At 52.0% G+C, this 12,168-nt stretch carries 10 protein-coding genes and 1 tRNA gene; 6 read left to right on the top strand and 5 right to left on the bottom strand.

The genetic code is table 11. The features are described from left to right. Positions 1-48: 48 nt before the first annotated feature. Positions 49-342, bottom strand: coding sequence for a co-chaperone GroES (locus tag BS640_RS12625; protein ID WP_017493787.1), 294 nt, complete (start codon positions 340-342; stop codon positions 49-51). A gap of 156 nt (positions 343-498) precedes the next feature. After that, the gene (locus tag BS640_RS12620; RefSeq protein ID WP_084912676.1) at positions 499-981 is read right to left on the bottom strand and encodes an FxsA family protein; all 483 of its coding nucleotides are present in this window, start codon (positions 979-981) and stop codon (positions 499-501) included. Positions 982-1,348: 367 nt separating this feature from the next. On the opposite strand from BS640_RS12620, the gene aspA reads away from it, so the two are divergent. The 6 genes from aspA to BS640_RS12590 all read left to right on the top strand — a co-directional run bounded on the left by aspA (position 1,349) and on the right by BS640_RS12590 (position 8,480). Continuing rightward, complete coding sequence (gene aspA, locus BS640_RS12615) at positions 1,349-2,785, top strand: aspartate ammonia-lyase (protein WP_017493789.1); 1,437 nt, start codon at positions 1,349-1,351, stop codon at positions 2,783-2,785. A 182-nt stretch (positions 2,786-2,967) separates the two neighbouring features. Continuing rightward, a complete protein-coding gene (locus BS640_RS12610; protein WP_084912675.1) occupies positions 2,968-4,269 on the top strand; it encodes an anaerobic C4-dicarboxylate transporter in 1,302 nt (433 codons plus the stop codon). Between the two features lie 180 nt (positions 4,270-4,449). Then, entirely contained in the window at positions 4,450-6,207 is a 1,758-nt protein-coding gene (locus BS640_RS12605; protein WP_084912674.1) for a protein-disulfide reductase DsbD, read from the top strand. A 77-nt stretch (positions 6,208-6,284) separates the two neighbouring features. Continuing rightward, positions 6,285-6,860 (top strand): division control transcriptional repressor DicD, encoded by a 576-nt coding sequence (gene dicD, locus BS640_RS12600; RefSeq protein ID WP_026110786.1) that lies wholly within the window; start codon positions 6,285-6,287, stop codon positions 6,858-6,860. A 131-nt stretch (positions 6,861-6,991) separates the two neighbouring features. Then, positions 6,992-7,067, top strand: a tRNA-Phe gene (locus BS640_RS12595). Between the two features lie 489 nt (positions 7,068-7,556). Then, positions 7,557-8,480 (top strand): glycosyltransferase family 2 protein, encoded by a 924-nt coding sequence (locus BS640_RS12590; RefSeq protein WP_081601466.1) that lies wholly within the window; start codon positions 7,557-7,559, stop codon positions 8,478-8,480. 419 nt (positions 8,481-8,899) lie between these two features. On the opposite strand, the gene dhbA is transcribed toward BS640_RS12590, so the two are convergent. From dhbA to BS640_RS12575, 3 genes are read right to left on the bottom strand one after another with little or no spacing between them, the layout of a single operon-like run. Then, positions 8,900-9,658: a 2,3-dihydro-2,3-dihydroxybenzoate dehydrogenase gene (dhbA, locus tag BS640_RS12585; RefSeq protein ID WP_084912673.1), complete on the bottom strand. Its 759-nt coding sequence runs from the start codon at positions 9,656-9,658 to the stop codon at positions 8,900-8,902. Continuing rightward, positions 9,658-10,521 carry an isochorismatase family protein gene (locus tag BS640_RS12580; protein WP_084912672.1) on the bottom strand — a complete coding sequence of 288 codons (864 nt, stop codon included), beginning with the start codon at positions 10,519-10,521 and terminating at the stop codon, positions 9,658-9,660. Before BS640_RS12580 ends, dhbA begins: the two co-directional genes overlap by 1 nt. A gap of 3 nt (positions 10,522-10,524) precedes the next feature. Continuing rightward, the gene (locus tag BS640_RS12575) at positions 10,525-12,153 is read right to left on the bottom strand and encodes a (2,3-dihydroxybenzoyl)adenylate synthase (protein WP_084912671.1); all 1,629 of its coding nucleotides are present in this window, start codon (positions 12,151-12,153) and stop codon (positions 10,525-10,527) included. Positions 12,154-12,168: the final 15 nt, after the last annotated feature.

Here is a 12,168-nt window from a genome sequence, read left to right as displayed (position 1 = left end):
TAATTTCCCTTAAATTCGTTCAGTTCAGAAAATGGGGTGACGAGACGATTAGGCTTCAACGATTGCCAGAATGTCGCTCTCTGACATGATCAACACTTCTTCATTGTCGATCTTCTCAGCTTTAACGCCGTAACCGTCGTTGAAGATGACGATGTCGCCAACTTTCACGTCCAGCGCTTTCACTTCACCGTTTTCCAGAATGCGACCATGACCGACGGCCAGAATTTCGCCACGAGTAGATTTAGCAGCGGCGGAGCCAGTCAGAACGATGCCGCCAGCAGATTTGGTTTCAACTTCTTTACGCTTGACGATAACGCGGTCATGCAATGGACGAATTTTCATTGATAACTCTCCTGTGAGCAGGTCCATATCTAATAATTTAGGGTTGAACGCCAGGTAGAAAGCCTATCCTGACCTCGTGGTTTGATTAATGGGGGCATTACGCGCCCCTTCAAGGGCAGAAAAGAAAATTTTTTTGAATTTTCTTTATCCGCAAACTTAGCGATCCTTATGATCCTGACGGTCTTCATCAATTTGAGATACCAGACGCTCGGTGGGCTCGTCCTTACGCTGGAATTCTCCGTCAAAGGTATTGCCCGTCGCCGGGCCTGCACCACCGGGGCGATAGATATTCAGGTGGGGCATCAGCTTCAGGGTCAGAGATTTCTGCACCGGCGGCAGCAACAGCAGCAGGCCAAGGAGATCGGTGAAGAATCCCGGTACCACAAGCAGAAAACCAGCCAGCACCAGAGAAACACTTTTCACCATCTCGGCGGCCGGACTTTCGCCCAACGCCAGCTTTTGCTGTAGCTGGGAGATAGTTTTCATACCTTGATTGCGCACAAGCGACACGCCCACGCAGGAGGTAAAGACCACCAGCAGCAGGGTAAACGCCACGCCGATGACAGAGGCGACTTTGATAAATAAGGTTATTTCAATGTAAGCCAACAGAAATAACAGAAGCAGAGGTAACCAGCGCACTGCGCTCTCCTTGTGATGACAAGCCCTGAAGTGCCCTGTCAGGCGTCGATTCAGAACTCTATAATGGGGGTCCCATAGGGTTATCCTATGAAGACTGACAACAGTGAGATGGTATCGTTAAGAGGCAATTTCAACCTGTTGGCGATATTTAATTGGGTTGGGGTAATTAATTGTGAGAAATTTCACAGAAATCTAAACCTCTCGTCACAAAGCCCCTGTGGGATGGACTTAGTGCGTGCATTTCGCCATAAGCAGCATATGATCGCACCCGCGGCCGAGCTAAGTGGTGTAATATTTTATTTTATCCAGCGTCCGTAACATAACTCTAATCAGCCTGTAACTGTTTAGCACCAAAAAGAAGGTTCTCATGTCAAATACGATTCGTATCGAGGAAGATCTGCTGGGTACACGTGAAGTTCCCGCCGATGCTTACTGGGGTATTCATACCCTGCGCGCTGTTGAAAACTTTTATATCAGTAACACTAAGATAAGCGATGTGCCGGAGTTTGTTCGCGGCATGGTGATGGTAAAAAAAGCGGCCGCTCTCGCCAATAAAGAGCTGCAAACCATCCCACGCAAAATCGCCGACGTCATCATCGCAGCCTGCGATGAAGTGTTAGATAAAGGGAAATGTATGGATCAGTTCCCAATCGACGTTTTTCAGGGCGGTGCCGGTACTTCCGTAAACATGAACACCAATGAGGTTCTGGCAAACATTGGCCTCGAGCTAATGGGCCACCAAAAAGGCGACTACCAGTTCCTTAATCCCAACGACCACCTCAACAAGTGCCAGTCAACCAACGACGCTTATCCGACCGGCTTCCGCCTGGCCGTCTATGCCTCATTGCTTAAGCTGGTCGATGCTATCGCGCAGCTGGGCGACGGCTTCGAGCGTAAAGCGGTCGAATTTGAAAAAATCCTGAAGATGGGCCGTACTCAGCTTCAGGACGCGGTACCCATGACGCTGGGCCAGGAATTCCATGCGTTTAACGTGCTGCTGAAAGAAGAAACGCGCAACCTGCTGCGCACCGGCGAGCTGCTGCTGGAGGTTAACCTCGGCGCGACCGCTATCGGGACACGCCTGAACACGCCAGAAGGTTATCAGGTGCTGGCAGTGCAGAAGTTGGCCGAAGTCAGCAACCTGCCGTGTATTCCGGCCGAAGACCTGATTGAAGCGACGTCCGACTGTGGTGCTTACGTGATGGTGCACAGCTCGCTTAAACGTCTGGCGGTTAAGCTGTCGAAAATCTGTAACGACCTGCGCCTGCTGTCTTCGGGTCCGCGTGCCGGTCTGAACGAAATCAACCTGCCGGAGCTGCAGGCGGGTTCTTCCATCATGCCAGCCAAGGTAAACCCGGTCATTCCAGAAGTGGTGAATCAGGTTTGTTTCAAAGTTATCGGCAACGACATGTGCGTTACCATGGCCGCCGAAGCAGGCCAGCTACAGCTGAACGTGATGGAACCGGTGATTGGCCAGGCCATGTTTGAGTCTATCCATATCTTGACCAACGCCTGCTACAACCTGTTGGAAAAATGCATCAACGGCATTACAGCCAACAAGGAAGTGTGCGAATTCTACGTCTTTAACTCGATAGGGATCGTCACCTACCTGAACCCGTTCATCGGCCACCACAATGGCGATATCGTCGGTAAAATCTGTGCAGAAACCGGCAAGAGCGTGCGTGAAGTGGTTCTTGAGCGCGGGCTGCTGACTGAAGCCGAGCTGGACGATATCTTCTCGGTTGAGAACCTGATGCACCCGGCCTACAAAGCCAAACGCTACACCGACGAAAACGAGCAATAATCAGCCAGCCTTAACCGCTAAACCTTACTGTTTATAAGCGTAATGGGGGGCGCGGAGGTCTTTTGAACTCCGTGCCCCTTCTTTTATAGAAAAAAACCCTGCCTTCGCTCGCCAATTCATTAATAATTCAACTTCGATTCTTCTGGTAAATGCAGTAAAAAATAATAATTGGAAAAGTGATTATGGTAATTCTTGAACTGGTCATCGTCTTCGCCGCCATCTTTCTGGGTGCACGTCTCGGCGGCGTAGGTATCGGCTTCGCGGGCGGGTTGGGCGTTTTGGCGCTTGCGCTGGCAGGCGTAAAACCCGGGACTATCCCTTTCGACGTCATCTCTATTGTGATGGCCGTTATTGCCGCGATTTCCGCTATGCAGGTCGCAGGAGGAATGGACTATCTGGTGCTGCAAACCGAAAAACTGCTGCGCCGTAATCCTAAACACATCACCCTACTGGCACCAATAGTGACCTATTTCCTGACCGTGCTGGCGGGAACGGGCAATATCTCGCTGTCGGCGCTGCCGGTCATTGCCGAGGTTTCCAAGGAGCAAGGCATCAAGCCCAGCCGTCCGCTGTCAACGGCGGTCGTCGCGGCGCAGATTGCCATCACCGCGTCGCCAATTTCTGCCGCCGTGGTATATATGTCATCAGTCATGGAAGGTCACGGCATCAGCTATCTGCATCTTTTAATGGTGCTTATGCCTTCAACGCTGTGCGCTATTGTGCTGACCTCATTGATTATTAGCCTCTTTTTTGATTCCAAACTGCATGATGATCCCGTCTATCAAAAGCGTTTCAAAGAAGGGCTCATTAGCCTGCGCGGCAACAAGATGCTTGAGGTAAAACCACGCGCCAAAGCCTCGGTGGGTATCTTCCTGCTTGGGGTTTTATCGGTCGTCGCCTACGCGGTGATAAGCAGCCCAGGAATGGGTCTGATAACCACGCCAATCATGACCACCAATAGCGCCATTTTAATCATCATGCTGAGCGTCGCGACGATTATCACCTTGATGTGCAAGGTTGATACCGATCTTATCCTCTCGTCGGGCACCTTCAAGGCCGGTATGAGCGCCTGCCTCTGTATTTTGGGCGTAGCCTGGCTCGGCGACACCTTTGTGCAGGCTAACCTCGGCTGGATAAAAGAGACGGCGGGTGGCCTGATTCAGTCACACCCTTGGTTGCTGGCGGTGATTTTCTTCTTCAGCTCGGCGCTGCTCTACTCTCAGGCAGCCACAGCCAAGGCGCTGATGCCGCTGGCGTTGGCGCTGAGCGTATCGCCGCTGACCGCCGTTGCTGCCTTCCCTGCGGTATCAGGCCTGTTTATTCTGCCGACCTATCCGACCCTGGTCGCCGCCGTGCAAATGGATGATACCGGCAGCACGCGCATCGGGCGCTTGGTCTTTAATCATCCGTTCTTTATTCCGGGGACGCTGGCGATCGTGCTGTCTGTGATTTTCAGTTTTGCGCTAGGCAGCATTATTCTTTAACAGTTTTACCCTGCGCTATGTCTCTGGTTTAGCTTATTTTCTTGGTAAAGAGCCTTAATCATGCTCAGCTGACGTTCTCCCAACCCGCCATGAAGGGTATAATGGCGGGTTGAAAAACAGGCGATGGAAAGACGCAGCGCCTTATCAGAAAGGCTTAATACAAGAGAAAATGCTCCCGTGATGGATTACCCGTTTCTTAAAAAATTCTTCCAACTTTGCTGTCTGCTGCTGTGCAGCCTGACCTTTTTGCCCACCGCCAGCCAGGCCTCATTTTTTGGCGGATCTAATACGCCGCATTTTGTCACGGTCGATCAGGCGTTTACCTTCGATTTTTCGCAAAAAGGCTCGGATCTCGCCCTGAACTGGCAAATTCGTGACGGCTACTATCTTTATCGTCAAAAAATCGACATCGTCGCCGAAAATGCCACACTTGCCGCGTTTATTTTGCCAAAAGGGATCGCTCATCATGACGAATTCTTCGGCGATTCGGAAATCTATAAAAACAACCTCAACATTGCCATTCCGCTGCGTGAAGCAAAGGCCAATGCCAAGGTTCGCGTAACGTATCAGGGATGCGCCGCCGCCGGGTTCTGCTATCCGCCGGAGACGCGAGAGATCCCGCTGAGTCAGGTTTCCGCCAACGCGCCAGACTTTGTTGCCCCAACCCACCCTGCTTTCTCAGCTGTGCCTGTCGCGGTGCAAACGACACCTCAGCCCACGCCGCTGCCTTTCTCGCCGCTTTGGGCGCTGATTATCGGCATAGGCATTGCCTTTACGCCGTGCGTCTTGCCGATGTATCCGCTGATTTCGAGCATTATTCTAGGCCGTGAGCGCCCGCATAGCCTGAAGCGGATTTTCCTACTAGCGATGCTCTACGTTCAGGGCATGGCGCTGACCTATACCCTGCTTGGCGTCGTGGTGGCCGTCGCGGGCCTGCAATTCCAGGCCGCCCTGCAAAGTCCATGGGTACTGATTGCCCTGTCGGTGATGTTTATTGCGCTGGCGCTCTCGATGTTTGGACTCTTCAGCCTGCAACTGCCCTCTTCCGTACAAACCCGTCTTGCGCTGATGAGCAACGGTCAAAAAGGCGGCTCGCTGGTTGGCGTGTTTGTGATGGGCGCGATTGCCGGGCTTATCTGTTCACCCTGCACTACCGCACCGCTCAGCGCCATTCTGCTGTATATCGCCCAAAGCGGAAATCCGTGGGCAGGCGCAGGGACGTTGTACCTTTATGCCTTCGGTATGGGGATCCCACTTATTGCCGCCACGCTGTTCGGCAACCGCCTGCTGCCGCGCAGCGGGCCGTGGATGGATTACGTAAAGGAAGGCTTTGGTTTCGTAATTCTTGCGCTGCCGGTGTTCCTGCTTGAGAGAGTGATTGGCGACACCTGGGGCCTGCGCCTGTGGAGCATTCTGGGCATAGCCTTCTTTGGTTGGGCGCTGCAACTCAGCATGAAGAGTTCGCGCGGCGTTTTCCGAGTAATACAACTGGTGTTTCTCGCCGCCGCCCTGATAGTCAGCCGTCCGCTGCAAGACTGGGTCTTCTCGGCGCCAGTGACGAATGAGGCCGCCAGCCCTACCCTTAAGTTCGAGAAGATCCATAACGTTGACGAACTTAATGCGGCTCTTCAGCAGGCCAGGGGCCGCCGCGTGATGCTTGATCTCTACGCCGACTGGTGTGTCGCTTGCAAAGAGTTTGATAAATATACCTTTACCTCGCCACAGGTTCAGGAAGCGCTTGCCAACACGCTGCTGTTGCAGGCCGACGTGACGCAGAATAGCTCTGAGCAGGCCGCTCTGCTCAAACGCCTGAATGTACTGGGACTGCCGACCATTCTGTTTTTTGGACCGGACGGTAAAGAGCTCCCTCAGTCGCGCGTCACCGGCTTTATGAACAGCGGCGAATTTAGCGCGCATTTGCACAATACCCAGCCTTAAACGACACTAATACCCAGAGCTATTGGCGGTGAAGCACCCTGTGAACGCCATTAGCGCCAGTTTTGAGGAGGAAAAAAGTGCTAAGAGAACAGGTTCTAGACCAAACGCTCAACCTATTGGAACAACGAGGTCTGGCAACAATGTCTTTAGAGTCGGTAGCCGACCTGGTCGATGTCCCTTTAAACGAGCTAAAGCTTTTTTGGCCGGACGCCGAGGCACTGCTCTATGACAGCCTCAGACACCACGGAGAGCAAATTGAGGTTTGGCGTCGTCAGTTACTGTTAGATGAGACGCTGACGCCGCCTCAGAAGCTGCTGGCACGTTATAAAGTACTTAATGAACAGGTCAGGCAGAGCCGCTACCCAGGATGCCTGTTTATCGCTGCGTGCAGCTTTTATCCCGACAGGGAATCTCCAATTCACCAGTTAGCCGAACAGCAGAAAACAGCCTCATTCAACTACACTCTGTCTTTACTACAGGAAATGGGTTCTGATGACCCAGAAATGGTTGCCCACCAGATGGAGCTCATTCTTGAAGGCTGTCTAAGCCGACTATTAGTCAAACGCCAGCTTCACGACGTTGAAGTGGCAAGCAGACTGGCTGAAGACGTGCTTAACGTCGCCCGCTGTCGTGAGCACGGTGCGCTTTCCTGAGTTCAAAATGACGAAATTTGCCCCAGCTCTGTGATTTTTGTCTGAAAAGCCAGCAGTCAGTCAGGTTTTGAAGGTTTAAATGCATAAATGCGTTGACGGCGCAGGGGCAATACGGTTTAATGCGCCCCGTTGCCCGGATAGCTCAGTCGGTAGAGCAGGGGATTGAAAATCCCCGTGTCCTTGGTTCGATTCCGAGTCCGGGCACCATATTCTGAAGAACCCGCCTATGGCGGGTTTTTTGCTTTTACAGCGACAGACTCTGCATTAAACTTTCTTAGTTTTCCCGCTTAGAACGCCCTCAGCCCCCCGGTACACGGCAGACGATTTGTAATTTTTTTATTAAAAAGCCCGCGCCCATTCTCCGCTTTCACTGAAAAATCAACCCGCTTTCGTATCATACCCGCATTGACCAATAGCAAACAGATTTAAACCTTTTCCCATAGCCCTCGAAACGCGTCAGAACTACTATTATTATGATTAACCGTGTTAGACTCTTTTTCTGAAATATTCGTCAAACACTGAAAATTTTATCTTTCATGCAAAGAATAAATGAATGATGGCGTCGTTTTATTGTCTTAATCTAAGTTGGACTTGGTTTAATTACCTGAAAGACAGACATGATGCGGAGTGCTAAAATGCTTAATGACGCAGTGACTGAACAGAACAATTACCTTAGCAACCTAAGAAATTATAACAATGAAACACTATGATTTGAGTGTTATCGTGACTGCGCACAACTGTGCGAAGTACCTAACAGCTTGCCTCAACTCTATCCAGGTAGCTATGGGGGATAAATTCCCTCAGTGCGAACTCGTGCTGATTAATGACTCTTCTTCCGACGACACGCCCGCCCTTTTCGAAGCCTTTGCCGCGGGCCGCAGTAATGTCGTTCAGTATAACGTCGCTTTTAAAAACATCGGTAAAGTCAGGAACTTCGGTGTCTCACAGGCCCGTGGTGACTACATCACCATGGTTGACGGCGACGACCAGCTCAAACCCGACTCCCTGGTGGAAATTATCAATTTCCTGACCACCAACGAGCCAGACATGCTGATAACCAAGCTGACCGAGGTCCGTGACAGCTCTTCACCGGTGAACCACGAGCCTATGCAGCTCAAGCAGATCACCACCGATATTGCCATCAAGAAATACCTCATTCACCAGGCGTTTCAGGCCCACTTTATCGGCAAGTTTATTAAGCGCAGTATTCTTTTACGCTGCAAATTTCCGAATTATATTTGCTACGAAGATGCCTTCGTATTTCCCGAGGTATTAAAAAGCTGCAAGGATATTTATTTCTCTTCCACAGGTCCTTATATGTATTTCAAACATGGTAATACATTATCCAGCGATCTCGATGAAGAGAAAATTAAACTCTGCCGTAATGGACTGGACCAAATGTCATTAGTCCTGAAAGGTGATTATAAATTTCTTCAGGTTTGCCATTGGATTGAATTTATAAATCGAAATCATTTAACGATTTCAAAATGGAAAGACAGAAGCTCGATAAAACAGAATATCGAGGAAGTTGATACGCTGCCGTTCTTACTCCATCCGGCGGTCAGAATTAGCTATAAACGTAAGCTAATTAAAGTTAAAAAACTTATTCGCTCCTGGTAATTCGCGTTGAAACAAGAAAAAACACTCACTATTCTGATGTGAATCATGGAGTTGGTGTTTGGTCAAACGTGACGTGATGTTCACTTTTCAGCCATACTCCTTCCCGGCATCTTCACGCTTTACTTCTGTTGTCCTTCATCAAATCACTCACTTTCATCTTTAACTTTAAAATTACGCTTTGCTGTTATCAACTTGACAAATAGTGCGCTCTCTCAGCAAAAGGCCGCGTCTAAAACAGAAAAATATCGCCTAGCGTTATCCATTTAGTGCTTATGTTGGAAAAAGTAAAACGGGGGTAAATAATCCCTCAGAAAATTGTGATTTATGTCTCACAGGTTTAGCATTCTTCATCACAACTCCATAATTAAAAACCCGCACGCGGCGGGTTTATGTGGGCTTGCAGAAACGAACAATAATATTCAGGCAGCCAGCGTCGCTCCCCCGTCGATAACAATATCCTGCATGGTGATATGCCCCGCACGGTCCGAAGCCATAAATAATACCGCCTCCGCGACATCCTGCGGCTTGCCAATCTTGCCCAAAGGGATACCGAGCTTGAACTGCTCAGGAAAACCAGCGATGGTCAGCTGTTCGCTCTCCGGTGAGGTCCACATGCCACGCTGCATCGGGGTATCCGTTGAACCGGGTGAGACCAGATTACAGCGCACGCCGAACGGTGCCATCTCGAGTCCCACACTCAGACAGAGACTGCGCAGTGCGGCCTTTGATGCACAGTAGGCCGACATGCCGATACGCGGAACGTGGGCAGCGTTTGAGGCAATGCTGACGATCGCACCCCGCTTCTGACGACGAAATACGGGCAGCGTATGACGGAACATGTTGAAGGCTCCGCCAGCGTTAACCGCGAGACAGTCGTGCCAGTCCTCGTCACTCAGCTCATCGGTTGCACCCATGCGCAGGATACCCGCGCCGTTGACCAGTACGTCAAGCCCGTCACGCTCGGCCAGCAGCCGTTGACAAACTTCACGCGCCGCCTTGGCGTCTGTGACATCAAGCACCTCGGTGCGGAAAGGATAATCACCCTCGTTAAAATTCTTGTCGAAGCCAACCACCTCAGCGCCCGCTTTAACGAATGCCAGCGCGGTCGTGTAGCCAATACCCTGCCCCGCGCCAGTGACCCAGACGCGCTTGTTGGCAAATTCCAACGCGTTATCCATCAGGCCTTCTCTCCCGACAACAGCTTGAACCAGCCATTGAGGGTCGGCGTTTTGGCCAGCGCCACGAAGTCGATGTCTTCACGAATTTTACGCCAACGCGTCGCGAGCGCCATGATGCGAACAGAATCGAGACCGTAGTCGATCAGGTTGTCGTCGTTATCCAAATCTTCACTGTCTTCGTCGAGCAACGGCAAGATTTCACGGCGCAGCTGCTCAAGGCTAATGCTTTCACCTTTGGCACCCACCAAATCTTCGGTCATTACCACGCGGCCGCAGCGGCCCGCAGTATAACGAAGCGCCATCAGATGCTCATCGCGCGAGAAGTCGGCCAGACCATCGGCCACCATGAACGGCTGAATATTACGCATAAAGCCGTCGATAGCCGTCGTCAGACAACCGATATGCGCGTAGACGCCGCAGATAATCAGCTGGTCGCGGCCGGTCTCCTGCAAGATTTCCTGCAACGGCGAACGGTGGAAGGCGCTGTAACGCCATTTTACTAACACCTGGTCGTCTTCGTCCGGTGCCAGTGCAGCAACGACCGCCTGCTGTTCAGGGTGCTTATTCAGCCCCGGTCCCCACATGTCGTTAAGCAGCGCACGGTCTTCATCACTCTGATTGTTTGGCTGAGCGGTGTAAAATACCGGGATACCCTGCGCTTTGCAGTAGCTGCGAAGGTTGGCAATATTTTCAACAACCTGCTTGACCAGCGGGCTATCCTCTCCCCAGAAATTGAGGAAGTATTGCTGCATATCGTGAATCAGCAGCGCAGCACGCGAGGGTTCCAGCTCCCATTGCACCTTGTTGGTCGGCAGTTCGGCAACGGTCGGCAGCGCATAAGAATCGAGTTTTGGAATGGCCATCGTTTATTCTCCAGAAGTCTTGATCGGTGATTGCGCTTCAAATGTTTGGCGCAAAAGCTTTTTATCTATTTTGCCGACCGGGGTCAGCGGAAGCCGTTCGACGCGAATAAAGCGGTCAGGCAGCTTGAATTCGGCTATGCCTTGCTCGCGCAGATGACGACGCAAAGCGGGAGATTTCAGCTCGACGTTTGAGACGATAAACGCACAGCTCTTCTCGCCCATCAGCTCGTCGGGCATGGAAACCAGCGCCGCATTGACGATGTCAGCATGGCGCAGCAGCAGATTCTCAATCTCTTCTGCCGCAATCTTCTCGCCACCGCGGTTTATCTGGTCCTTCAGACGCCCCTCAACCTTCACGTAACCATCTTCAGTCAGTGAAATCAGATCGCCAGAACAGTAGAAACCGTTGTCATCAAAGGCTTCAGCGTTATGTTCAGGGCTGTTGTAGTAGCCGCGGAAGGTGTATGGGCCACGCGTCATCAGGCGACCGACTTGCCCGGCTGGCAAAGAATTACCCTGTTCATCGGCGACCCAGAGCTCGTCGTCCGGTGACATCGGATAGCCCTGCGTGGTCAGGATATGCTGCTCGTCATCATCCAGACGGGTGTAATTCACCAACCCTTCTGCCATGCCGAATACCTGCTGTAGCTGGCAGCCAATCTCATTCTGAATGCGTGCCGCCAGCGTTTCCCCCAGCTTGGCGCCGCCGACCTGCAACAGCTTAAGGCTGCTCAGCGCCTGGTTGCTGCCCCATTCTTCAATGGCCTGTAGCCACAGCGTAACCGCAGGAGGGACCAGCGCCGTCACATTAATCTGATGCTTTTCAATCAGCTGGAAGCACACCAGCGCACTCGGATCCGCCGCCAGCACCATCTGACCGCCACCGTAAAACACACCGAGCGCACCTGGTGAGCTCATCGGATAGTTGTGGGCAATCGGCAGCGCACAGAGGTAACGCGTTTCGCTATTGAATCGGCACACCTCAACGCTCAGGCGAATACTGTAGTAGTAGTCGTTATGGGTCCGTGGAATCAGCTTCGGCGTACCGGTGCTGCCCCCCGAAAGCTGGAAAAAGGCGACCCGATCGGCGGCGGTTGGCGAGGCAGTAAACGTTGCCTGCTGTTCGCTAATCCACGCCGCCAGTGATTGTTCTTCCGACTGCGCACCGCGCAGCGCAACCTGCCGTAAGGACGGGTGCTGACCCAGAAACGTATCAAGGAAGGCATCGTCGCCAAACAGTGCATGACTGCGGTCGGCAATCAGCAGGGCTGGCTTGATTTGGCTGGCATAGGACTGGAGCTCGGTACGCTGATGGCTGAACAGTGCATTCACCGGCACCACTCCAATTTTCAGCAGCGCAAAGAACACGACATAAAATTCGTTTACGTTGCCAAGCTGAACGAGCGCGGTGTCACCCGAGGTCAGTCCGCGGCGGCGCAGGGCGCCCGCCAGTTGATTGGACTGCTTCTCAAGCTCGCGATAGGTCATGCTGCCCGCCGCATCAATCATCGCGACGTGGTCGTTATTGGCCTGACGCGTCAAGATGTCGATCAGGGGTTTATCAATCCAGTAACCGCGTTCGCGGTAAAGCCGTGCAAGATTCTCCGGCCAGGCGGTAAAGGCAATGCTCATAGTATTTTCTCGAAC

The organism is Rouxiella badensis, assembly GCF_002093665.1.
Classification (GTDB): Bacteria; Pseudomonadota; Gammaproteobacteria; order Enterobacterales; family Enterobacteriaceae; genus Rouxiella; species Rouxiella badensis.
The sequence above is the reverse complement of the archived record's forward strand: the minus strand, read 5'-3'. Positions and strand labels throughout refer to the sequence as shown.

Excerpts from the sequence above, each read along its gene's own strand:
- BS640_RS12625 (WP_017493787.1), bottom strand. The coding sequence starts at position 342 with ATGAAAATTCGTCCATTGCATGACCGCGTTATCGTCAAGCGTAAAGAA.
- aspA (WP_017493789.1), top strand. The coding sequence starts at position 1,349 with ATGTCAAATACGATTCGTATCGAGGAAGATCTGCTGGGTACACGTGAA.
- BS640_RS12610 (WP_084912675.1), top strand. The coding sequence starts at position 2,968 with ATGGTAATTCTTGAACTGGTCATCGTCTTCGCCGCCATCTTTCTGGGT.
- BS640_RS12605 (WP_084912674.1), top strand. The coding sequence starts at position 4,450 with ATGGATTACCCGTTTCTTAAAAAATTCTTCCAACTTTGCTGTCTGCTG.
- BS640_RS12590 (WP_081601466.1), top strand. The coding sequence starts at position 7,557 with ATGAAACACTATGATTTGAGTGTTATCGTGACTGCGCACAACTGTGCG.
- dhbA (WP_084912673.1), bottom strand. The coding sequence starts at position 9,658 with ATGGATAACGCGTTGGAATTTGCCAACAAGCGCGTCTGGGTCACTGGC.
- BS640_RS12580 (WP_084912672.1), bottom strand. The coding sequence starts at position 10,521 with ATGGCCATTCCAAAACTCGATTCTTATGCGCTGCCGACCGTTGCCGAA.
- BS640_RS12575 (WP_084912671.1), bottom strand. The coding sequence starts at position 12,153 with ATGAGCATTGCCTTTACCGCCTGGCCGGAGAATCTTGCACGGCTTTAC.